The organism is Bradyrhizobium sp. CCGE-LA001 (assembly GCF_000296215.2).
Taxonomy (GTDB): domain Bacteria; phylum Pseudomonadota; class Alphaproteobacteria; order Rhizobiales; family Xanthobacteraceae; genus Bradyrhizobium.
Genome location: NZ_CP013949.1, coordinates 928,035 through 949,380 on the forward strand (window position 1 = coordinate 928,035; position 21,346 = coordinate 949,380).

The window sequence follows — 21,346 nt, forward strand, 5'->3', positions numbered from 1 at the left end:
TCATGGCCGGGCTTGTCCCGGCCATCCACGTTCTGGGCTGGGCGAGAAAGATCGTGGATGCCCGGGACAAGCTCGGGCATGACGGTCTGAAAACGCTATGCCAAATGATATTGCGCTGGACGGTTGGGGACGAATTGAGATGCTGGAAAAGGCAGAGGGCACACAAGCTGCGCCCGAGAAGGTCAAAGTTGAGTTCGACAATTTCGAGCACGGCTTTCCCGAAGGCTTCGGTCCCGGCTGGTGGGGGCAGCTTGCCTACTGGATCGGCATCGCGTTCGCGACCTTCCAGCTCTATGTCGCCGCCTTCAATTATCTGCCGAGCCAGGTGGTGCGCGGCGTCCATGTCGGCTTCCTCGTCCTGCTCACCTTCGGCCTGATCGCCAATTTCACGGCCAAGAGCGCTGCCGGTCGCGCGCTCGGCTGGGTGATCGGCGGCGCCGGTTTCTTCTGCGGGCTCTACCAGTGGATATTCTATGCCGACCTGATCGCCCGCGACGGCGATCCGACCCGGCTCGATCTCGTGGTCGGCACGCTGCTCGCGGTGCTGATCTTCGAGGGCACGCGGCGGCTGATGGGTGCGGCGCTGCCGCTGATGTGCGGCGCGTGTCTGGTCTACTGGTTCTTCGGTCAGTACCTGCCGTCGCCGCTCAACCATCGCGGCTACGACTTCGACCAGATCGTCACGCATCTGTCGTTCGGCACCGAGGGCTTCTACGGCGTGCCGATCTACGTCTCGGCGACTTACATCTTCCTGTTCATCCTGTTTGGCTCGTTCCTGGAACGTGCCGGCATGATCCAGCTCTTCACCGACGTCTCGCTGGGCCTGTTCGGCCGCACCCGCGGCGGCCCGGCCAAGGTCGCGGTGTTCGCCTCGGGCATGATGGGCACGATCTCTGGCTCGGGTGTCGCCAATGTCGTCACCGTCGGCCAGTTCACGATTCCCCTGATGATCAGGTTCGGCTATCGCCGCGCGTTCGCGGCGGGCGTCGAGGCCACCGCCTCGATGGGGGGCCAGATCATGCCGCCGGTGATGGGCGCGGTCGCCTTCATCATGGCGGAGACGCTCGGCGTCCAATATTCGGAGATCGTCAAGGCCGCCGCGATCCCCGCGATCCTCTATTTCGCGTCCGCGTTCTGGATGGTGCATCTGGAGGCCGGCAAGCACGGCCTCGTCGGCATGAAGCGCTCGGAAATCCCGAGCGCGTGGAAGGCGCTGGTGATGCGCTGGTACCTCGTGCTGCCGCTCGCCGCGCTCGTCTACATGCTATTCGAAGGCTTTACGCCGCTCTATGCCGGCAGCATGGGTCTTGCGCTCACGGTCACGCTGATCCTCGGCACCGCGATCACGACGGGCGCCCCGTCGACGCTCATCCGCTACATCTTCTGGATCGGGCTCGCGCTCGTAGTCGCCGCCCTGTCGCGCGACGGCCTGCAGATCGCGCCGGTCGCGACCGTCGTGGTCGGCCTGATCGTGATCACGGCGTTCGTGCGCGGCGGCTTCGCGGCGCTGCGCGCCTGCCGCGATGCGTTGGCCGAGAGCGCGAAATCCGCCATCACCGTCGGCATGGCCTGCGCCATCGTCGGCGTCATCATCGGCATGATGTCGCAGACCGGCGTCGGCACCATCTTCGGCGGCTGGGTGATCGGGCTCGGGGAGAAGAGCATTTTCCTGGCTCTAATCATGACCATGCTGCTGTCGATCCTGCTCGGCACCGGCATTCCGACTATCCCGACCTACATCATCACCGCCGCGCTCGCCGCGCCGGCGCTGGCGAAACTCGGCGTGCCCCTGATCGCGAGCCACATGTTCGCGTTCTACTACGGCATCATGGCCGACCTCTCGCCGCCGGTCGCACTGGCCGCGCTTGCGGCCGCGCCGATCGCCAAGGAGAATCCGGACAGGATCGGATGGGAAGCGATGCGCATCGCGCTCGCCGGCTATGTAATTCCCTTTATCTTCGTCTTCTCACCGGCGTTGATGCTGCAGCCCGGTGATCCCATGGCGGCCACGCTCGGCTTCTACGGCGCCGTCGCGCTGGCGAGCTTCAAGGCGTTGGTGGCAATTGCGCTGTTCGGAATGGTCGCGATCGGTTTCCTGTTCACGCGCCTGACGGTGATCGAGCGCCTGATCGCGTTCGGCGCCGCGCTCTGCCTGCTCGGCGAATTCCCGTTCAGCGACACCGCAGGCTTCGTGCTCGCCGCGGCGCTCGCGCTGTGGCAATGGCGGCAGCGTCCGCCTGTAACGGTCGAGGCGGTGTGAGCCTCTGCTTCGCAACGGCAGGCGCTGTGAAGGCGCTGGCGCTATCGGCCTTCACACTCGCCTGGACCCATTCGATCGCGAAGGTCGAGTGGCAGGAGGACTGGCGTGTCACGCCCGCCGGCCTCGAGCTGGTGCAGGCCCGCGTCAAGGGCACCGGCCCCGGCATGGAGCCGCCGCCCGAAGCGCGGCTGGTCGACGGCTGGTTTCAGTGGCAACCGAACCGCGCGCCGATGCCGGAGGTCGTGCTCGGCAATTCGGGCGCGGCGGGGGAGTGGCGGTTGTGCCATGATGGACAGTGCCGGACGCTCTCGGACATTGTTGGTCTTCCCATCGGTGCTAACGTGACCACGATGAGCGTCTGCAAACAACAAGAGAAATAAGGGAGATCACGATGGATCGGCTCAAGGGCAAGGTTGCGATGGTGGTGGGGGCCGGCTCGATCGGTCCCGGGTGGGGCAACGGCAAGGCGACCGCGGTGACCTTCGCGCGCGAGGGGGCGCAGGTGTTTTGCGTCGATCGCAACGGCGCGGCGGCCGAGGAGACCGCGAAGATCATCACCGACGAAGGCGGCAAGGCGAGCTCTTTCACCGCCGACGTCTCCCGATCGGCCGAGATCGAAGCGATGGTGGCGGCGTGCCTGAAGGCCCATGGCCGCATCGACGTGCTCGACAACAATGTCGGCATCGCCGAGATGGGCAGCGTGGTCGATGTCGCCGAGGAGAGCTGGGACCGCGTCTTCACCGTCAACCTCAAGAGCGCTTATCTTGCCATGAAGCACGTCATTCCCGTGATGGTGAAGCAGGGCGGCGGTTCGATCATCAACATCTCCTCGATCGCCTCGATCCGCCATGTCGGGATTTCCTATGTCAGCTACAACGCCAGCAAGGCGGCGATGAACCAGTTGACGCGCTCCACCGCGATCGAGTTCGCGAAGAGCCATGTTCGGGTGAATGCCATCCTGCCCGGCCTGATGAAGACGCCGATGGTCGAGCATTCGGCAGGGCTGGCCAACAGCTACGCCAAGGGCGATGTCGAAGCGATGTGGCGCGCCCGCGACGCGCAGGTGCCGATGGGCCATATGGGCGATGCCTTCGACGTCGCCAACGCCGCGCTGTTCCTGGCCTCGGACGAGTCGAAATATGTGACGGGGATCGAACTGGTGGTCGACGGCGGGATCACCTGCAAGGCGGGGGCGTAGGCGTCGCCTCGTTCTCCCCGTCGTCCCGGGGCGCGCAAAGCGCGAACCCGGACGACACCGAGGGCTACTGCGCCAGAGTCAATATCCCACCGGCAAACGCATGCCACGCCGCCGTCTCGCTGATCGGCCAGTTCAACACCTTCAGCGCCAGCAGCGCGAGCGTGCCGTAGATGTAGACTGGATGCACGCGGCCTTCGCTGCGCCAGTCGCGCACCATGGCGACGACGAGCAGCAGGGAGGCGACCACGGCAGGAGCGATGGTGACCGGCACCGGCGGTGGACCCGGAGGTCCTGGAGGCGCGAGGAAGGTGAGAAACCAGCGCGCGATCGCGGCGTCGAGAATCGAGACTGCGGCTAGCAGCATCAGGCGCTTGTGAATCTCGGGTTTGCGCGTGTTCACGATCGCGAGCGCGAACACGACCGCGAAGAACGCGATTCCGCTCATCGGCACGATCGAGAAGGTGATGCCCGCTTCCTTCTGCCCGAGCGCGGCGGCATGCTTCATCACATGCACGGAGGTGAGGAATCCAAAGATCGTCATCGCGGTGGCCAGCGAGACGCCGGCGATGCCGAGTGAACGATGATTGACCACGCGGCCCGAGGCGGCGAGCCAGCTCTGGAGCACGAAATAGAGCGACCAGGTGAAGAACAACAGTCCGTGAAAATGAACCACCGGGCTGGCCGAGATCGTCCGGTTGGCGAGGGGGATCCAATAGGTCGGTGCGAAACCGAGGAAAGCCGTGGCAGCGCAGGCCAGCGACATGTGGAGATAAAAATATCGTGCAGGCGACGCATCACGCGCGCGAACACGACGGTCGTCGATCAGAGTCGTCATCTGGAGTGTGTCTGGGGAGGAGCGGTTTGGTTCAAGCCACCCCGTCGACTTTGAAGCGGCTGCTCACATCATCCCCCCGCGCTCAATTCTGCGCGATCGAGCTCCTCCTCGAGCCGATGAAACGCGTCGTCGCCGATCACCTCGGTGGCGCGGAGATCGAAGATGGATTTGCGGGCGGCCTCGATGGCGCGGCGCCGCAGGGGATCGGCGGGCAGCTCGCCATTGGCGATGCCGCCGTTGGGATCGTTCTCGGTCTGCATGAGGATGGCGCGATATTCGAGCCGCAGGATTTCCGCTTCCTCCGACGGATCGCTCTCGATCGCGTCGAGCGCCGCGCGATAGGCGACCGCGCGTCCGCGCGCGACCTCGGTGCCGACCGGATCGTCGTCCTCGAGGCGAAAGGCCAGGATCAGCGGCCGCAGCGTCAGGCCCTGGATCACCAGTGATCCCAACACCACCGCAAAGGCGATGAAGACGATGAAGTCGCGATAGGGAAAATTCTCCGGCAGGGCGAAGGCGGCCGCGAGCGTGACGAGGCCGCGCATGCCGCACCAGGAGATGATGAGGCCGCCCTTGGCGGAGGCGACCTGCTTCGGATCCTTCGGATGATAGATGCCTTGGGCCACCAGCGCCCGCAGCGTCGTGCGGTAGAACGTCACCCAGAGCAGCCGGACCAGGACTACGGTGAGCAGGATCCAGGCGGCGGCGACGCAATATTCCCAGCGCACTTCGGCATCGAGCCGGGTCCAGATCGGCCGCATCTGCATGCCGATCAGCATGAAGGCGAGCACGTTGAGCACGAACACCATCGTCTCCCAGACCGCATAGGACGGCACCCGCAGCCGTGCCGGGATGCGCGCCGGCGCGGTGCGCGCAACCGTGATGCCATAGACCACGATGGTGAGGATGCCGGAGAGGCCGAGATGCTCGGCCGCGATCCAGACCATGAATGTGGTGGCAAATTGCAAGATGATGGCGCTCGGCGCTTCCTTCACCCGCTCCATGAACAAAGGAATGATGCGGCCTGCAGCGAGACCTGCGATGACGCTGCCGACCAGCGCGAGCGCCATGGTCGGTGCGACCTGGCCCCACGTCAGGTGCTCGGTGGCGACCGCGCCGACGGCGATGCGATAGATCAGCAGCGCGGTCGCATCGTTGAGCAGGCTCTCTCCCTCCAGGACCTTGACCATGCGATGGGGCAGCTTCACCTGGCTCAGGATCGCGACCGCCGCCGCTGCATCCGGCGGCGCCACGATGGCGCCGAGCGCAATTGCGGCGGCCCAGGGCATGTCGGGCATCAGCCGGTGCGCGACAAAGGCCACGCCGGCCGTGGTCAACCCGACTGCGGCGACGACCAGCGTGGAGACCGGAACCCAATTGTTGCGCAGGTCGCGCAGCGAGGTGTCGAAGGCGGCATCGAGCAGGACCGGTGCGACAAAAAGCGCCAACGCCAGGTCTGGCTCCAGCGTCCAGGACGGGCTCGATGGCACGAAGGCGATGAGCGCGCCACCGATGGCGAGGAAGGTCGGGTAGGGGACCTTGATCCGCCTCGCCAGCGCCGATAAGCCAACGGCGCCGAGCAGAAGCACGATGATCCATTCGAATGTCGACACGATGATCCCCGAAACCGATGTGAGCGGCGCCACAAGCTAGCACCAATCCGGCCCTAATGTTCGATCATGCGGCCGCAAAGCAAGGTTGAAGGCGAGACGCACAAAAACCTCACGACGACGCTGAAGGCAAGACTTCCGACTGCAACGAGCATGCGTTCCTTTCTCATTCGACTCTCAGGTGCCGGACTCATTTGCGTGCTCTCGCTCGCCGCGGCCCATGCCACGACGGGCGGCGAGCCGGTCGCGGTGCCGCAGATCGACCTCGCGCCATGCCTTGCGGCAGCCGCGGCCGACGACATGGACAAGGCGGTGCCGGCCTGCACTGCGGTGATCGAGAACGAGAAGACGGCGAAGGAAGATCTGGTCAAGGCGCTGATCGCGCGCGGCGCGCTCTATGCACGGCACGGCCAGATCGACCGCGCGATCGCCGACGACAGCCGCGCGCTTCTGCTCGATCCGGGCCTCGCCGATGTCTTCAATGGACGAGGCGAGCTGTGGCTGAAGAAGGGAGACAAGCCCAAGGCGGTGCAGGATTTCGGCGCGGCGCTCAAGATCGATCCGAATCACGAAAAGGCCAAGGCCAATCACAAGGCCATGGCGCGCGAGCTCGAGCGGATCGGCGCGCAGATGGCGCTGGCCGGCAAGCCCAGTTTCAATTGCGCGAGAGCTCGCAAGACGGTGGAAAGGGCGATCTGCGGCAATCGCGAGCTCGCCGATCTCGACCGGGAGATCTTTGCAGCGAATGCCCGCGTGATCCGCGAGGCGCGCAATCCGGGCGAAGCGAAGGCGCTCCAGCGCGAGCAGGACGATTTCATTGCCCGTCGCAATGCAGAATTCGGGCGGCCGGGCTATGATCTCAATAAGGCGATGCGGGACCGGCTGAAGCGGCTGAACGGGGTGGACGGCTATTGAGGCGCTTCGCCTCTCCCTGCAAGCGGGGCGAGGGAGTGATACGGCGGTGCGTCCCTGCCCCGCCGATTTGAACCCATCCCTTGCCAGCCGCGACAATGGTGAGAACCCGACGTCACGGAGCCCTATGCCATGTGCGGCACGCATTCTTCCGCGCAAATGCCCGCGTTTGCCAAAATCTCGCTTCGCGCCTTCTTCCTCGGCGCAGCCATGAGCCTGGCCCTCATAGGCCCGGCTTTCGCCGACGCCGATTGCGTCCTGAACAGCAAGGCTGCTCCCGCGGACCTGATCTCCGCGTGCAGCGCCATCATCGACCAGACGGCGAATTCCGCGTCCGAACGCTCCCTGGCACTCGTTGCCCGCGCTGAAGCCAATGCGCGGATCTCCGGAGGCCTATCGCAGGCATTGCGCGATCTCGACCGCGCCATCGCGCTCGACGGCCGAAACGCAAAGGCTTGGCGAGTACGCGGCGATCTCCTGCGCGAGGCCGGCGGCGACCTCAATCGTGCCGCGGCGGATCTGACCAAGGCGATCGAGCTCGACCCAAAGGATGCAGAAGCTTACGAGCTGCGCGGCGTCGTCTACACCAATCAGCGCCGGCTCGACCGCGCGCTCGCCGATTACGACCAGGCGATAAAGCTGAAGCCGGACGATGCACAGGCCTGGTCCGATCGCGGCGTGGCCTATTATCTCGGCGGCGACAACGAGAAGGCGGTCAAGAATTTCGACGAGGCGCTGCGGCTTGATCCCAACCGCGCGCGCACCTATACCAATCGCGGTGCGGCCTACAAGAAGCTCGGCCAGCTCAACAAGGCGGTCGCCGACGACGGCGAGGCCATCAGGCTCGATCCGAGAGTCCCCGAATATTACGACAATCGCGGCCTGACCTATGCCGCCATGGGCGAGTACGACAAGGCGATTGCCGATTATGACCAGGCGATCCGGCGCGAGCAGCGCGCCAACTTCCTGACCAACCGCGGCGATTCCTATCAGTTCAAGGGCGAGCTCGGGGCGGCGCTGAGCGACTACGAGGCCGCGCTGAAGCTCGATCCGAACTTCGCGAAGACCTACAATAACCGCGCCGTGCTCTACAAGAAGATGGGCGAGCGCAAGAAGGCGCTGGCCGACTACGAGACGGCGCTGAAGCTCGACCCCGGTAACGAGAATGCCACGAACGGCCGCCGTGTCATGATTGCCGAGATCGCGAAGTTCGGCGCCGAGCCGCCGCGTGCCCTGAGTGCGGAGGCGGGTAACGGCCCGTCCTTCAGCTGCGCCACCGCCAAGCGCGAGGTCGAGAAGGTGATCTGCGCCGATGCGCAGCTCGGCGTGCTCGACCGCCAGATCGCCGAGACCTATGAGCGCGTGCTGAGGACTTCGAAAGGACGTTCCGCCAGCGACCTGCGCAAGACCCAGCGCGAGTTCCTCACGACGCGCAATGCGAGCTTGCGCCGCCCCGGCTACGATCTGAAGAAGATCATGCAGGACCGCTTGCAGCGGCTGAGCGCGATGGAGAGCTGAAAGCCGGTTCTTCTCCCTCGTCCCGTAAGGACGGGGACAGGGAGAAGACCTGTTCTTTTCAGCTTGAACCGCGGCCCGTTCCCGGGAAAATACCCTCCAAACAAGGCCGGCGATTGATCCTGGTCATGGCGGGACGCTCGTCCTGTCGTCAGGTCAGGGCCAGGCGCACAAAGGGAACGGGAGCGCGGGCATGAACGTCCAGGGCAAAAGCAGCTATCACGAGGTTCACGCGCGCTCGCTGGCGGATCCGGAAGGATTCTGGGCCGAGGCGGCCAAGGACATCGACTGGATCGAGCCGCCGAAGTCCATCTTCGATGCCAGCCGAGGAACCTATGGCCGCTGGTTCGCCGGCGGTGTGGTCAACACCTGCTACAATGCGCTCGATCGCCATGTCGAAGGTGGCCGCGGCGACCAGGTCGCGCTGATCCATGATTCTCCGCTGACCAGCAGTGTCACCAGATTCACTTACGCCGAACTCCTGAGGGAAGTGCAGGCGCTCGCCGCCATCATGCAGGATTTCGGCGTCGCCAAGGGCGAACGCGTCATCCTCTATATGCCGATGGTGCCCGAGGCCGTGGTCGCGATGCTCGCCTGTGCGCGCATCGGCGCGGTGCATTCCGTGGTGTTCGGCGGCTTCGCCGCCAAGGAGCTCGCCACCCGCATCGACGACGCTGAGCCGAAGCTCATTCTCTCCGCGAGCTGCGGTATCGAGCCCGGCCGCATCGTGCAGTACAAGCCGTTGCTCGACGAGGCGATCAGGCTCGCGGGCACGAAGCCGAAGGCCTGCATCGTGCTGCAGCGTTCGCAGCACACCTGCGACCTGACGCCGGGGCGCGATTACGATTGGGCGAGCCTACGCCGCAAGGCGCTGAATGACGGCAAGGCGGCTCCTTGTGTGCCCGTCGCCGCCACCGATCCGCTCTACATCCTCTACACGTCGGGCACCACGGGCATTCCCAAGGGCGTGGTGCGCGACAATGGCGGGCACCTCGTCGCGGTGAAGTGGTCGATGTTCAACCTTTATGGCGTCAAGCCCGGCGAGGTGTGGTGGTGCGGCTCCGACATCGGCTGGGTGGTCGGCCACAGCTACATCGTCTACGGCCCGCTGCTGCATGGGGCGACCTCGATCATGTATGAGGGCAAGCCGATCGGCACGCCCGATGCCGGCGCGTTCTGGCGCGTCATCAGCGAGCACAAGGCGGTGGCTTTCTTCACAGCGCCGACCGCGTTCCGCGCGATCCGCAAGGAGGACCCGGAAGGAAAATTCATCCGGCAATACGACCTCTCCAAATTCCGCACGCTGTTCCTCGCCGGCGAGCGCGCCGATCCGCCGACGGTGGAATGGGCGGAGCAGCAGCTGAAGGTGCCGGTGATCGATCATTGGTGGCAGACCGAGACCGGCTGGTGCATCGCCGGCAATCCGGTCGGGCTCGGCATGCTGCCGGTGAAGCATGGCTCGCCGACGGTGCCGATGCCCGGCTATCAGGTCGACGTCGTCGACGAGGCGGCAAAGCCGGTCGGCCCCAACACCATGGGCTCGATCGTCATCAAGCTGCCGATGCCGCCGGGCTGCCTGCCGACGCTGTGGAATCAGGACGCGCGCTTCAGGGAAGCGTATTTGACCGAATTCCCCGGCTATTACAAAACCTCCGACGCCGGCTACAAGGACGAGGACGGCTATGTCTTCGTCATGGGGCGTACCGACGACATCATCAACGTCGCCGGCCATCGTCTTTCCACCGGCGGCATGGAGGAGATTTTGGCCTCACATCCGGATGTCGCCGAATGCGCCGTGCTCGGCGTCAAGGACGCGATCAAGGGCGAGGTGCCCTGCGGCTTCCTGGTGCTGAAAGCGGGCGTGACGCGCGCGCCCGCCGAGATCGAGAAGGAGATCGTCGCGCTGGTGCGCGACAAGCTCGGCCCGGTCGCCGCCTTCAAGCTCGCGATCACCGTTGGTCGTCTGCCCAAGACGCGCTCCGGAAAGATCCTGCGCGGCACCATCAAGAAGATCGCCGACGGCGAAGCCTGGACCATGCCGGCAACGATCGAGGATCCCAAGGCGCTGGACGAGATCGGCGAGGCGCTGAAGGGGCGGGTGTGAGGCTTGCTCTTCCGTCAGGTCCGGGCTTGATCCCGGCATCCATCAATGAGCAATCAAATGCCTTGATTTCGATGGATTGCCGGGTCAAGCCCGGCAATGACGAATGAGACAGGACAGATCAATGTCAGCCAACCTCGTGCGGTACGGCGCCATCTCGCTGCTCGCCATCGCTCTCTCCGCCTGCTCCTCGCGGTACCAGACGCCGGTTGCGGCGGGCGGCGACGACGACGACGCGGTGTGCCAGAGCCGCGGCTACGCGCAGGGCTCGCCGGAATACGCGGCCTGCCGCAAGGACCGCGACGTCCAGCGCAATGCCGCCATCGCCCGCGCCGACCGTCGTCAGCGCGATCTCGGCGAATACATGCTGAACAATCCCGTGCGGCCGTGATGTGCGGTTCGGCACTATCGTGCCGCAGCGCTGGCCCGTGATCGCGTTTTCTTTTGCGAGAAGAGTTGGTTGAAGGAGGGCGCAGACTAGCTCGCGTGCACCGTCCGCGGATGCCGCTCATGCAGCAGCTTCGCCAGGGCGTCACGATCGCCGGGGCGGTCCTTGACGGCGATTTCGAACAAGGCTTCCTGGATATCTCGGGGCATGTCGCCCCACGCTGCCAGAACGGCGCGTCCCAGCATCGGAGCAAAATGGTCTTCGTCGTGCTGCATCGCTGATCCTCCGCGCTGAAAACAATGCAGGCTCGGCTACATCGTTCCTGCTCGCGGCATCGCAAAAGCTGCGCTCGCAAAAAAAACGCGGCGGATCGCTCCGCCGCGTTCGAACCGGATGTCCGTGCAGGAGGGAAGACTACTCCTCCTCGTCCTCCTGCTTCTTGCCGCCGAGCGTCTTCAGCTTGGCGAAGACGGCGTCGACATTGAGGTCGTCGCTGGATTTCTCCGCGGGCTCGTACTCGTCCTTGCGGGTGGTCTCCGAGGCCGGCAGCAGGGTGGCGCCGCCATAGGCTGCATCGATTGGCTTTTCCTTGGCCGCGCGCTGCACCTCGAAATCGAGCTCGATCTGCGAGCAGAGGCCGAGGGTGACGGGGTCGATCGGGGTTAGGGACGACGTGTTCCAATGGGTGCGGTCGCGCACGCTGGCGATCGTGCTCTTGGTGGTGCCGACCAGGCGCATGATCTGGGCGTCCTTGAGCTCGGCATGGTTGCGCAGCAGCCAGAGGATGGCGCTCGGGCGCTCGTGGCGGCGCGAGACGGGGGTATAGCGCGGGCCCTTCCGCTTGGGCTGGGGCGGCAGCACCACCTTGCTCTCCTGGAGGCGGAGGCGGTAATCCGGGTTGTTCTCGCCCTTTTCGATCTCCTCGCGGGTCAGCTGGCCGTTGGAGAGGGGATCCATGCCCTTGATGCCCTGGGCGGCGTCGCCGTCGGCGATCGCGCGCACCTCGAGGGGATGCATCTTGGTGAAATCGGCGACCTGGTCGAAGGTCAGCGCGGTGTTGTCGAGCAGCCAAACGGCGGTCGCCTTGGGCATCAGAGGTGCGTTGCTCATGGCAAATCTCCTTTGTGCTTCGCCCACCCCTCTGGAGGCGAAACCGGTGGTCATCAGCGATGACAGGGAATTCGCGCTATATAAGCCCGGAGGGGGTGGACACGCAATGGTTCTGCTATAGATAGTGCCTTGACAGCGCCCGAAAGGGGGGCCCAATTCCTTTGAACCGCCGTACGGTTCGAGCCGACCCTTTCAAGCCAATTCCATCCATCGACCGCCCCCGCCAGAAGGCGAAACGGGTGATTCGGTCCCGAGATCGCTCAATGTCAGCCAAACCAGACCTCAAGATCGTGCTTTGTTCTCCCCGCGGCTTCTGTGCCGGCGTGGTCCGGGCGATCGACACCGTGGAACGGGCGCTCGATAAATACGGCGCCCCCGTCTATGTTCGCCACGAGATTGTGCACAACAAATACGTCGTCGACGGGTTGAAGAAGAAGGGCGCGATTTTCGTCGAAGAGCTGGCCGAAATCCCCGAAAACACCACCGCGCCCGTGGTGTTCTCGGCCCACGGCGTGCCGAAATCGGTTCCGTCCGATGCCCAGTCGCGCAATCTGTTCTCGCTGGATGCGACCTGCCCGCTGGTGACCAAGGTGCACCGCGAGGCCGCGATCCACTTCAAGCGCGGTCGCGAGATCTTCCTGATCGGTCATTCGCACCACCCCGAAGTGGTCGGCACGCTCGGCCAGCTTCCGGTCGGCGCCGTGACCCTGATCGAGACCGCCGAGGACGCCAAGACCATCACGCCGAAGAACCCCGACAACCTCGCCTTCGTGACTCAGACCACGCTGTCGATCGACGACACCGCGGAGATCGTGGCGTTGCTCAAGGAGCGCTTCCCGAACATTAACGGTCCGCACAAGGAAGACATCTGCTACGCCACCACCAACCGCCAGCTCGCGGTGAAGAAGGTGGCACCGGTGGTGGACGCCTTGATCGTGGTTGGTGCTCCCAACTCGTCGAACTCGCAGCGCCTACGCGAGGTCGCCGAGCGCGAAGGCTGCAAGATCGCGGTGCTGGCGCAGCGCGCCACCGACATCGACTGGGACAAGTTCGGCAACATCACCAGCCTCGGCATCACCGCGGGCGCGTCCGCGCCCGAAGTGATCGTCGAGGAGATCATGGACGCGTTCGCCGAGCGCTACACCCTGCATGTGGAGACGGTCTCGGCCGCGGAAGAGAACGAGTTCTTCCCGCTGCCCCGTCAGGTGCGCCCCGAAGCCGCCGCCGAGTAGACCTTTATGGCGGTCTACACCGACGTTGCCGCCGACGAGCTTGCGGATTTTTTGAAGCAATACGATCTCGGCGAATTGCTCTCCTACAAGGGCATCGCCGAGGGCGTCGAGAATTCCAACTTCCTGCTGCACACGAGTGCGGGCTCGTTCATCCTCACGCTCTATGAGAAGCGCGTGGCGAAGAACGACCTGCCGTTCTTCCTCGCGCTGATGACGCATCTCGCCGAGCACGGCATCAACTGTCCCCTGCCGGTGAAGGCGAGGGACGGCGAGGCGCTGCGCGAGCTGTCGGGCCGTCCGGCCGCGATCATCACCTTTCTCGAAGGCATGTGGCCGCGCAAGCCGAACGTGAGCCATTGCGCTGGGGTCGGCGAGGCGCTGGCGAAGATGCACCTGGCCGGCGCCAACTTTACGATCAAGCGCGCCAATGCGCTCTCCGTCTCCGGCTGGCGGCCGCTGTTCGATGCGGCTGCAAGCCGTGCCGACGAGGTGCAGCCGGGCCTGCGAGCCTTTCTTTCCGCCGAGCTCGATCATCTCTCGAGCGGCGTCTGGCCCACCGATCTGCCCGAAGGCGTGATCCACGCCGATCTCTTCAACGACAACGTCTTCTTTCTCGGCGACAAGCTCTCGGGCATCATCGACTTCACCTTCGCCTGCAACGACATGCTGGCCTATGACGTCGCGATCTGCCTCAACGCCTGGTGCTTCGAGCCGGATCATTCCTTCAACGTCACCAAGGCGCGCGCCTTCCTCAACGCCTATGGCCGGGTGCGAAAGCTCACCACGGCGGAAGAGGCGGCGCTGCCGCTGCTCGCACGCGGCGCGGCGATCCGTTTCCTGCTGACGCGGCTGGTGGACTGGCTCAACGTTCCGCCCGGCGCGCTGGTGAAGCCGAAGGATCCCCTGGAATATGTCCGCAAGCTGCGCTTCCACCAGAGCGTGACGAGCGCACGCGATTACGGGCTGATGCCGTCAGGACTGGTGGCGTGAGCGAGCTTCCCAACGTCACGATCTATACCGACGGTGCCTGCTCGGGAAATCCCGGGCCCGGCGGCTGGGGCGCGATCCTGAAGTTCGGCGACAGGGAGAAGGAGCTGAACGGCGGCCAGCCACACACCACCAACAACCAGATGGAATTGATGGCGGCGATCTCCGCGCTCGAAGCGCTGAAGCGACCGTGCACGGTCGATCTCTACACCGACAGCCAGTATGTGCGGCAGGGTATCACCGGCTGGATCTTCGGCTGGAAGCGCAACGGCTGGCGCACCGCCGACAAGAAGCCGGTGAAGAACGTCGAGCTATGGCAACGCCTCGATGCGGCGCTGAAGCAGCACGAGATCCGCTGGCATTGGGTCAAGGGCCATGCCGGTCACCCCGAGAACGAGCGCGCCGATCAGCTGGCGCGCGACGGGATCGTGAAGGCAAGGCTGCAGCAGCGGGTGGGGGAGTAGGGCGAACTGGCAATCGCCACAAACTCAACTGTCATCGCCCGGCTTGACCGGGCGATCCAGTATTCCAGAGATGCTTGTGATCAAGCCGAGAAATCTCGGCGTACTGGATCGCCCGCCTTCGCGGGCGATGACAGTTGCGCAAGCGGCGCGAGCGCCGGCTTACAGCTGACCGAGCAGCGTATCGCCGCCGGAGACCTCGACCTTGCCGGGCATCGCCTCGAGGTTCAGCTTCTTCACCACGCCGTCCTCGACCAGCATCGAATAGCGCTTGGAGCGTATGCCGAGGCCGTTGGCAGAGGCGTCCAGCTCCATGCCGATCGCCTTAGCGAATTCGGCATTGCCGTCGGCGAGGAAGATGGCCTCGTCGCGCTGGTCGGTGTCGCGCTTCCAGGCGTTCATGACGAAGGCGTCGTTGACCGAGACGATGGCGATGGTGTCGACGCCCTTGTCCTTCATGGCGTAGGCGTTGAGGAAGATGCTCGGCAGATGCATCTTGTGGCAGGTGCCGGTATAGGCGCCGGGCACCGCGAACAGCGCCACCTTCTTGCCTTTGAAGATATCGTCGGTGGTCTTCACCTGCGGGCCTTCCGCCGTCATCACGCGGAATTTCGCCTCGGGCAGCTTGTCGCCAGTCTGGATCGCCATCGTCAGTCTCCCTGAAAATCGGTCCCGCTTTTTAGACCGGGCGGCGGGCCTGCACAATATTGCCGGCGGGGAAAGCCGGCGAGGGTGACGGCCGTTCACCCCGATGTCATCAGCCGGCAAACCCGCCGCCGTCGAGGAAGGCCTGCTCCGCCTCGGTGCTGTCGCGGCCGAGGACATTGTTGCGGTGGGGGAAACGGCCGAAGCGCTCGATGATGTCGGCGTGCTCGCGCGCGTATTTCAGGTTCTCGGCATTGTCGCTGTTCTCAAACAACGCGACGCAGTGCAGCTGGTCGGCTAGGTGCTCGGAATGCATGAAGGGCAGATAGAGGAATTCGAACAGGATGCGATCGACCCTGCGATCGACGCCGCGCGCAATGGCGCGGCGGGCGACCTCACGCGCCAGCGCATCGCTGGCAAAAGCCTGCGGCGTGCCGCGAAACATGTTGCGGGGAAACTGGTCGAGCACGATGACGAGCGCGAGCGCGCCCTCGTCGCTCGTCTCCCATGAGGCAAGCTCGCCGGCGGCCGCCTTCTGCCACAAAGCGAGAAAGCGGCGCCTGATCTCCGCGTCGAACGCGTCATCGCGCTTGTACCAGCGCGCGCGGCCGGCCTCGCGCCAGAAGGCGAGAATGCCCGATGGCGTGATGTCGCCGGCCTCCAGCATGAATGGATGGCGGCCTTACGCCGCCTCCGCATTCTTCTCGTCGCGCAGCTGCCGGCGCAGGATCTTGCCGACATTGGTCTTCGGCAGGTCGTTGCGGAATTCGATGTGCTTGGGCACTTTGTAGCCGGTGAGCTGCTCCTGGCAGAACTTGATCACGGCTTCCGCCGTGAGGTTCGGGTCCTTCTTCACGATGAAGGCCTTCACCGCTTCGCCCGATTTGGAATCGGGAATGCCGATCACGGCGCATTCGAGCACGCCCGGATGGCTCGCGATCACTTCCTCGATCTCGTTCGGGTAGACGTTGAAGCCGGAGACCAGGATCATGTCCTTCTTGCGGTCGACGATCTTGGTGTAGCCCTTCTCGTCCATGATGCCGATGTCGCCGGTGCGGAAATAGCCGTCCGCGGTCATCACCTTCGCGGTCTCTTCCGGCTTGTTCCAGTAGCCCGACATCACCTGCGGGCCCTTGGCGCAGATCTCGCCGGCCTGGCCCAGCGGGACTTCATTGCCGTCGTCGTCGCGGATGGAGATGTAGGTCGAGGGTACGGGAATGCCGATCGAGCCCGTGAACTCCCTCGCGGTCGCGGGATTGCAGGTCAGCGTCGGCGAGGTCTCCGACAGGCCGTAACCTTCGGCGATGAAGCAGCCGGTGATCGCCTTCCATTGGTCGGCCACGGGGCGCTGCACCGCCATGCCGCCGCCGTTGGAAATCTTCAGCTTGGAGAAGTCGAGCTTCTTGAAATCCGGATGATGCATCAACCCGTTGTAGAGCGTGTTCACGGCCGGGAAGCTGTTGACCTGATATTTCGCCAGCTCCTTGACGAAGCCTGCGATGTCGCGCGGGTTGGGGATCAACAGATTGCAGCCGCCGGCGCGCACCGCGAGCAGGTAGCAGGCCGTCAGCGCGAAGATGTGATAGAGCGGCAGTGCACAGACGATCATGAGCTGATCGACATGCGGCGGCGCGGCGAGCGCCGGCTGGAGCCAGGCGTCGTTCTGCAGGACGTTGGCGACGATGTTGCGGTGGAGCAGGGTCGCGCCCTTGGAGAGGCCGGTGGTGCCGCCGGTATATTGCAGGAAGGCGACGTCGCCGGGCGACAGCTTCGGCTTGTTGAAGGCCATGCCGCGGCCGGCCGAGAGCGCGTCGTTGAAGGACACCGCGCCCGGCAGCGACCAGGCCGGTACCATCTTCTTGACGCGGCGGACGACGAGATTGACGATCACGCCCTTGAAGCCGAGCAAGTCGCCCATGCTGGCGACGATGACATGCTTCACGCCCGTCTTCGCGATCACCTGCTCGACGGTATGCGCGAAGTTCTCCAGCACGATGATGGCCTCGGCGCCGGAATCCTTGAGCTGATGCTCGAGCTCGCGCGGGGTATAGAGCGGATTGACGTTGACCACCGCGTAGCCGGCGCGCAGCACGGCCGCGGTTGCGACCGGATATTGCAGCACGTTCGGCATCATGAGGGCGACGCGCGCGCCGCGCTGCAGTCCACGGCCCTGCAAATAGGCAGCGAGCGCGACCGACATCTGGTCGAGGTCGCGATAGCTGATCGACTTGTCCATGCAAATGAACGCCTTGCGGTCGGCGAACTTTGTGAAGCTCTCCTCCAGCAGGTCGACCAGCGATGCGTATTGCGTCGGCTCGATATCAGCGGGTACGCCGGGCGGATATTGCTTGAGCCAGATGCGCTCCATGGAAACTCCCCTCATCTCACTGAGCCCGTTGTGTCTCGGGCTTGCCTCATTGCCGCCAGTATCGAGCTTGCCGGAACGGGTGGCAAGCGGTTGAGGCTTAGGGCAAAGGTCGGAGAGTAGCCACTGGAATCATCGCAACCGCGCTGCCGCAGTGCGAAGTGCGGGCGGCTCCGGAGGCGAGGGGACGTTAGCCGTTGTTGGCGGGCTTGGCGGCGGCGGGCTTAGTCGCGGCGGGGTTCGTCGCTGCCTTCGGCTTGGCGGGCTTGGGAGCCTGATCGCCGGTTGCCGCGGGCTTCGCGGCAGGTTTCGCCGCCGCATCGGGCTTGGCCGCGGCATGCTTGGGTCCGGCCGGCTTGGCCGCGGCCGGTTTGGCGGCGGTCTTACCGTCGCTCTTGGCATCAGCCGGCTTGGCGTCGGGCTTCGCCGCTGCCGTCTTGGTATCCTTGGGCTTCTCTGCCGGCTTGTCGGCAGCGTCCGGCTTCTTGGCAACGCGCGACTTCTTGCCACGCGGCTTGGACGCGGTCTGCTGGTCGGCGTCGGCCGCGACCGCGGCGATCAGGGCCGTGCCGGTGCGGGTCGGGCCGGTATAGACCAGCACGGGCTCCGTGGCGGCCGGCGCCGAGGCCATCAGCTCGGAGGCCTTCATCATCGGCGGCTGGAGCCCGGCGGTGAAGAACGAAATCTGGGCTTCGCCGCCCGTGGCCGAGGCCGATCCGGACGTGGCGCCGCCATTGACCGCAATCAGTGCACCGTCGTCGTCGCTGGCCGGGCGCTTGCGGTGAGGCCCGCACATCTCGTCGCGCAGGTTCGGCGGCGAGGCGTCGACCGGCACGAGATTGTCGACGGCGCCGAGCGAAGGACGCAGCCAGGTGAGATTGTCTTGAGCAAAACCGCGCTCGAGCAGCTGCGCCGCCTTCACCGCGCGCGCGGTGCCGGAATTGGCGCCCAGCACCACCGCGATCAGCCGGCGGCCGTTGCGCGTCGCGGAGGCCACGAGGTTGTAGCCGGAGGCGCAGATGAATCCGGTCTTGAAACCGTCGGCGCCGGGATAGCGGCCGATCAGCTTGTTGAAATTGCCGGTGACGCGCTTGCCGAAGCGGATCGCCGGGATGTGCACGAAGTACTCGTATTCCGGCAGGTCGCGCAGGAAGGCGCGCGCCAGGATTCCGAGATCGCGCGCGGAGGTGACCTGGCCGTCGGCGGGCAGGCCGTTCGGATTGACGTAGCTTGTCTGCGTCATGCCGAGCTTCCTCGCGGTGTCGTTCATGATCGCGGAGAAACCGTCGACCGAGCCGCCGACGCCCTCGGCGAGCACCACGGCCATGTCGTTCGCCGACTTGACCATCATCATCTTCAGCGCGTTGTCGACGGTGACTTGCGTTCCCGGCGGGAAACCCATCTTCGACGGCGATTGCGAGGCTGCCGTCGGCGACACCGTGAGCAGCGAGTCCAGCGTCAGCCTGCCGTCCTTGACCGCCCGCAGCGTCACATAGGTCGTCATGATCTTGGTGACGGAGGCGGGGTACCAGGGAATGGTCGCGTTCTCCGCCTGCAACACCTTGCCGCTGTCGGCCTCGATCAGCAGCAGCGCTTCGGCGTTCGCCGCGCGTGGCCCGAGCAATGCGGCGCATGCGAGGCCAGCGGCGAACAGGTTGAACAGCGATTTGCGAAGCAGCGGGCGAAGGGCGTGCACTATCCGATTCCGGTCCTTGGAGATCCGCCGGATACGGTCGGTTCTCGTGATCTGATGTTCGGTTTTGAAATCCAGCGCCGCCGCTTGCGGCGTCGCAAACCTATACCGGCTGATGCGTCGAGAATAGGGGGACCGATGGGGTATTCCGCAATGAAATAGGCCGAATTTCGACGATGCTATCGGGACTTGTTACGGGGACTTGGCTGCCGTCGCCGCAGTCTCGGCCGCCGTCACGCTGGCCCGTGCGTGTTCCTGAACCATGAACTGGGCCCTGGCGAGCTCGGCGAAATGGCCGCCTTTGGCCACGAGTTCATCGAAAGTTCCGCTTTCGATCACCCGGCCGTTCTCGAACACCAAGATCCGCGTCGCGTTGCGGATGGTGGAGAGGCGGTGGGCGATCACGAAAGTGGTGCGGCCCCTCATCACTTCGTCGAGAGCGGCATTCACCTTGGTCTCGGTGACGGCGTCGAGCGCACTGGTTGCCTCGTCCAGGATCAGGATCGGGGGATCCTTCAGCAGCGCGCGGGCGATCGACAGCCGCTGCCGCTCGCCGCCGGACAGCATGCGGCCGCGTTCGCCGGCATTGGTCTCGAAGCCGCCGTTGCGCTCGATGAAGTCGAGCGCCTGCGCGCGCTCGGCCGCCTTGCGCATCTCGGCCTCGGTCGCATCCGGCTTGCCGACGCGCAAATTGTCCGCGATCGAGCGGTTGAACAGCAGCGCCTCCTGGAACACGACGCCGATGTTCCGTCGCAGCGAGGTCAGCGTCACGCCGCGCACGTCCATGCCGTCGATCTTGATGAAGCCGGACTGCGGATCGAAGGCGCGGTGCAGCAGCGCAATCGCCGTCGACTTGCCGGCGCCGGTGGGACCGACCAGCGCGATGGTCTGCCCGGGCAGCGCCGTGAAGGTGAGGTCCTCGATCGCCGGGCGTTTCCCGTCATAGGAGAAAGTGACGTCGTTGAACTCGACGAGGCCCGACAGTCTGCCGGCATCGATCGCATCTGGCCGGTCGTGCACCGCGGGTACGGCGTCGAGCACATTGAAGAATTCGCGCAGGCGCGGAGCTTCCATGAACACGTTGTTGATGAAGCTGACGACCTGCTCGAGCTTCTGGATCAGCATGGTCGCGAAGCTCACGAACATCACGATCTCGCCGACCGACGTCAGACCCTGGTCGTGCAGCGCGATGCCGAGCGTGAAGATCGCGAGCACCGTGATGGTGGTAGAGGCGCGCGTGATGACGGTGACGAGCGCCCACCAGGACAGCACCGGCATCTGCGCGGCCAGCAGCTCGTCCGCGACGGAGCGCAGGCCCTTCACCTCGGATTCGACGCGGACGAAGCTCTGCACCAGCGCGACGTTGCCGAGCGCATCGGAGGCGCGCGCGGACAGTTCGCTGTAATGCTCCTCGACCTCCATCTGCATGCCGAAGGTCTTGCGCACCACGAAGGTCGTCAGCGCGGTGAAGACGATGCAGAGCACGAACAGCAGGATCGCCAGACGCCAGTTCAGGTACAGCGACAGCGGCAGCAGCACCACGACCGAGAGGATCGCGGCGAAATGCTCGCGGAAGAAGCCGAGCCAGAGCCGCCACAAAGCATCCGTGCCGTTGAGCATGACCTTCATCAGCCGGCCCGAATGGGTGCCGGAATGGAAGGTCAGCGGCAGTTGCAGGATGTGCTCGAAATAATCGGTGAGCACCGCCTGGCGCTGGCGGTGCGAGAGCCGGTCGGCCTGCAGGGCTACGAGCGCGCTGCAGATGATGGTGAACAGCCCGAACGCGACCCAGGCGGTCAGGAACGGCCAGGCCGAGTTGGAGCCGGCGACGATCTTGCCCGAGAGCACGTCGACGATCCGGCCGAACAGCACGGGCTCGGCGAATTGCGAAGCCGCCAACAGGAGATTGGCGACCGCGAGCAGCCAGCCCAGCCGCGCCTCCTTGCCGAGCAGCTCGATAACGCGGGTGTAGAGACGGAAGATAGACATGCGGGCGAAGGACTCGGCGAAGATGGAGCCCATATTCTAAGCAGC

At 64.9% G+C, this 21,346-nt stretch carries 19 protein-coding genes; 10 read left to right on the plus strand and 9 right to left on the minus strand.

The features are described 5' to 3' along the window. Nucleotides 1–139 precede the first annotated feature (139 nt). The 3 genes from BCCGELA001_RS04485 to BCCGELA001_RS04495 are packed head-to-tail and all read left to right on the plus strand — an operon-like array spanning nt 140 to nt 3,458. Complete coding sequence (locus tag BCCGELA001_RS04485; protein WP_008543088.1) at nt 140–2,260, plus strand: TRAP transporter permease; 2,121 nt, start codon at nt 140–142, stop codon at nt 2,258–2,260. Beyond that, complete coding sequence (locus tag BCCGELA001_RS04490) at nt 2,221–2,640, plus strand: DUF1850 domain-containing protein (RefSeq protein WP_060734718.1); 420 nt, start codon at nt 2,221–2,223, stop codon at nt 2,638–2,640. Before BCCGELA001_RS04485 ends, BCCGELA001_RS04490 begins: the two co-directional genes overlap by 40 nt. Nucleotides 2,641–2,651: 11 nt before the next feature. Continuing rightward, entirely contained in the window at nt 2,652–3,458 is an 807-nt protein-coding gene (locus tag BCCGELA001_RS04495) for an SDR family NAD(P)-dependent oxidoreductase (protein ID WP_008543092.1), read from the plus strand. 64 nt (nt 3,459–3,522) lie between these two features. Here BCCGELA001_RS04495 and BCCGELA001_RS04500 read toward each other — a convergent pair whose 3' ends face one another. Together BCCGELA001_RS04500 and BCCGELA001_RS04505 are read right to left on the minus strand one after the other, a co-directional pair. Continuing rightward, nucleotides 3,523–4,293, minus strand: a complete 771-nt coding sequence (locus BCCGELA001_RS04500; protein ID WP_060734719.1) for a hypothetical protein — start codon at nt 4,291–4,293, stop codon at nt 3,523–3,525. Between the two features lie 68 nt (nt 4,294–4,361). Next, nucleotides 4,362–5,939 (minus strand): cation:proton antiporter, encoded by a 1,578-nt coding sequence (locus BCCGELA001_RS04505; protein WP_144441137.1) that lies wholly within the window; start codon nt 5,937–5,939, stop codon nt 4,362–4,364. A gap of 117 nt (nt 5,940–6,056) precedes the next feature. Between BCCGELA001_RS04505 and BCCGELA001_RS04510 the strand changes: the two genes are divergently transcribed. The 4 genes from BCCGELA001_RS04510 to BCCGELA001_RS04525 all read left to right on the plus strand — a co-directional run bounded on the left by BCCGELA001_RS04510 (nt 6,057) and on the right by BCCGELA001_RS04525 (nt 10,822). Then, on the plus strand, nt 6,057–6,818 hold the full coding sequence (locus BCCGELA001_RS04510; protein WP_060737485.1) for a tetratricopeptide repeat protein: 762 nt from the start codon (nt 6,057–6,059) through the stop codon (nt 6,816–6,818). Nucleotides 6,819–6,947: 129 nt separating this feature from the next. Then, nucleotides 6,948–8,333, plus strand: coding sequence for a tetratricopeptide repeat protein (locus BCCGELA001_RS04515; protein WP_060734720.1), 1,386 nt, complete (start codon nt 6,948–6,950; stop codon nt 8,331–8,333). A gap of 190 nt (nt 8,334–8,523) precedes the next feature. Beyond that, the gene (locus BCCGELA001_RS04520) at nt 8,524–10,434 is read left to right on the plus strand and encodes a propionyl-CoA synthetase (protein ID WP_060734721.1); all 1,911 of its coding nucleotides are present in this window, start codon (nt 8,524–8,526) and stop codon (nt 10,432–10,434) included. A gap of 121 nt (nt 10,435–10,555) precedes the next feature. Further along, nucleotides 10,556–10,822 carry a hypothetical protein gene (locus tag BCCGELA001_RS04525; RefSeq protein WP_060734722.1) on the plus strand — a complete coding sequence of 89 codons (267 nt, stop codon included), beginning with the start codon at nt 10,556–10,558 and terminating at the stop codon, nt 10,820–10,822. Between the two features lie 86 nt (nt 10,823–10,908). Here BCCGELA001_RS04525 and BCCGELA001_RS04530 read toward each other — a convergent pair whose 3' ends face one another. After that, nucleotides 10,909–11,094, minus strand: a complete 186-nt coding sequence (locus tag BCCGELA001_RS04530) for a hypothetical protein (RefSeq protein WP_060734723.1) — start codon at nt 11,092–11,094, stop codon at nt 10,909–10,911. A gap of 139 nt (nt 11,095–11,233) precedes the next feature. Next, on the minus strand, nt 11,234–11,929 hold the full coding sequence (locus tag BCCGELA001_RS04535) for a DUF1013 domain-containing protein (RefSeq protein ID WP_008543124.1): 696 nt from the start codon (nt 11,927–11,929) through the stop codon (nt 11,234–11,236). Between the two features lie 263 nt (nt 11,930–12,192). Here BCCGELA001_RS04535 and ispH point away from each other — a divergent pair, with 263 nt between their 5' ends. Genes ispH through rnhA form a run of 3 tightly spaced genes read left to right on the plus strand, consistent with a single transcriptional unit; the run spans nt 12,193 to nt 14,612 of the window. Further along, a complete protein-coding gene (gene ispH, locus BCCGELA001_RS04540) occupies nt 12,193–13,161 on the plus strand; it encodes a 4-hydroxy-3-methylbut-2-enyl diphosphate reductase (RefSeq protein ID WP_008543125.1) in 969 nt (322 codons plus the stop codon). A gap of 6 nt (nt 13,162–13,167) precedes the next feature. Next, on the plus strand, nt 13,168–14,151 hold the full coding sequence (locus BCCGELA001_RS04545; protein WP_008543128.1) for a homoserine kinase: 984 nt from the start codon (nt 13,168–13,170) through the stop codon (nt 14,149–14,151). Beyond that, on the plus strand, nt 14,148–14,612 hold the full coding sequence (rnhA, locus tag BCCGELA001_RS04550) for a ribonuclease HI (protein WP_008543131.1): 465 nt from the start codon (nt 14,148–14,150) through the stop codon (nt 14,610–14,612). The genes BCCGELA001_RS04545 and rnhA overlap by 4 nt, the downstream gene beginning before the upstream one ends. 159 nt (nt 14,613–14,771) lie before the next feature. Here the strand turns inward: rnhA and BCCGELA001_RS04555 are convergent, their stop codons facing one another. The 5 genes from BCCGELA001_RS04555 to BCCGELA001_RS04575 all read right to left on the minus strand — a co-directional run bounded on the left by BCCGELA001_RS04555 (nt 14,772) and on the right by BCCGELA001_RS04575 (nt 21,301). Next, complete coding sequence (locus BCCGELA001_RS04555; protein WP_008543132.1) at nt 14,772–15,257, minus strand: peroxiredoxin; 486 nt, start codon at nt 15,255–15,257, stop codon at nt 14,772–14,774. A 109-nt stretch (nt 15,258–15,366) separates the two neighbouring features. Continuing rightward, nucleotides 15,367–15,921: a DUF924 family protein gene (locus BCCGELA001_RS04560; protein WP_008543133.1), complete on the minus strand. Its 555-nt coding sequence runs from the start codon at nt 15,919–15,921 to the stop codon at nt 15,367–15,369. 15 nt (nt 15,922–15,936) lie between these two features. Then, nucleotides 15,937–17,622 carry a long-chain fatty acid--CoA ligase gene (locus BCCGELA001_RS04565; RefSeq protein WP_008543135.1) on the minus strand — a complete coding sequence of 562 codons (1,686 nt, stop codon included), beginning with the start codon at nt 17,620–17,622 and terminating at the stop codon, nt 15,937–15,939. 187 nt (nt 17,623–17,809) lie between these two features. Continuing rightward, on the minus strand, nt 17,810–19,315 hold the full coding sequence (locus tag BCCGELA001_RS04570) for a D-alanyl-D-alanine carboxypeptidase family protein (protein WP_060734724.1): 1,506 nt from the start codon (nt 19,313–19,315) through the stop codon (nt 17,810–17,812). Nucleotides 19,316–19,504: 189 nt separating this feature from the next. After that, on the minus strand, nt 19,505–21,301 hold the full coding sequence (locus BCCGELA001_RS04575; RefSeq protein WP_060737486.1) for a glucan ABC transporter ATP-binding protein/ permease: 1,797 nt from the start codon (nt 21,299–21,301) through the stop codon (nt 19,505–19,507). Nucleotides 21,302–21,346 lie beyond the last annotated feature (45 nt).

What these genes read in the sequence shown, in the direction of transcription:
- BCCGELA001_RS04485 (WP_008543088.1), top strand. Translation starts at nt 140, where the DNA reads ATGCTGGAAAAGGCAGAGGGCACACAAGCTGCGCCCGAGAAGGTCAAA.
- BCCGELA001_RS04490 (WP_060734718.1), top strand. Translation starts at nt 2,221, where the DNA reads ATGGCGGCAGCGTCCGCCTGTAACGGTCGAGGCGGTGTGAGCCTCTGC.
- BCCGELA001_RS04495 (WP_008543092.1), top strand. Translation starts at nt 2,652, where the DNA reads ATGGATCGGCTCAAGGGCAAGGTTGCGATGGTGGTGGGGGCCGGCTCG.
- BCCGELA001_RS04500 (WP_060734719.1), bottom strand. Translation starts at nt 4,293, where the DNA reads ATGACGACTCTGATCGACGACCGTCGTGTTCGCGCGCGTGATGCGTCG.
- BCCGELA001_RS04510 (WP_060737485.1), top strand. Translation starts at nt 6,057, where the DNA reads ATGCGTTCCTTTCTCATTCGACTCTCAGGTGCCGGACTCATTTGCGTG.
- BCCGELA001_RS04515 (WP_060734720.1), top strand. Translation starts at nt 6,948, where the DNA reads ATGTGCGGCACGCATTCTTCCGCGCAAATGCCCGCGTTTGCCAAAATC.
- BCCGELA001_RS04520 (WP_060734721.1), top strand. Translation starts at nt 8,524, where the DNA reads ATGAACGTCCAGGGCAAAAGCAGCTATCACGAGGTTCACGCGCGCTCG.
- BCCGELA001_RS04525 (WP_060734722.1), top strand. Translation starts at nt 10,556, where the DNA reads ATGTCAGCCAACCTCGTGCGGTACGGCGCCATCTCGCTGCTCGCCATC.
- BCCGELA001_RS04530 (WP_060734723.1), bottom strand. Translation starts at nt 11,094, where the DNA reads ATGCAGCACGACGAAGACCATTTTGCTCCGATGCTGGGACGCGCCGTT.
- BCCGELA001_RS04535 (WP_008543124.1), bottom strand. Translation starts at nt 11,929, where the DNA reads ATGAGCAACGCACCTCTGATGCCCAAGGCGACCGCCGTTTGGCTGCTC.
- ispH (WP_008543125.1), top strand. Translation starts at nt 12,193, where the DNA reads ATGTCAGCCAAACCAGACCTCAAGATCGTGCTTTGTTCTCCCCGCGGC.
- BCCGELA001_RS04545 (WP_008543128.1), top strand. Translation starts at nt 13,168, where the DNA reads ATGGCGGTCTACACCGACGTTGCCGCCGACGAGCTTGCGGATTTTTTG.
- BCCGELA001_RS04555 (WP_008543132.1), bottom strand. Translation starts at nt 15,257, where the DNA reads ATGGCGATCCAGACTGGCGACAAGCTGCCCGAGGCGAAATTCCGCGTG.
- BCCGELA001_RS04560 (WP_008543133.1), bottom strand. Translation starts at nt 15,921, where the DNA reads ATGCTGGAGGCCGGCGACATCACGCCATCGGGCATTCTCGCCTTCTGG.
- BCCGELA001_RS04565 (WP_008543135.1), bottom strand. Translation starts at nt 17,622, where the DNA reads ATGGAGCGCATCTGGCTCAAGCAATATCCGCCCGGCGTACCCGCTGAT.
- BCCGELA001_RS04575 (WP_060737486.1), bottom strand. Translation starts at nt 21,301, where the DNA reads ATGTCTATCTTCCGTCTCTACACCCGCGTTATCGAGCTGCTCGGCAAG.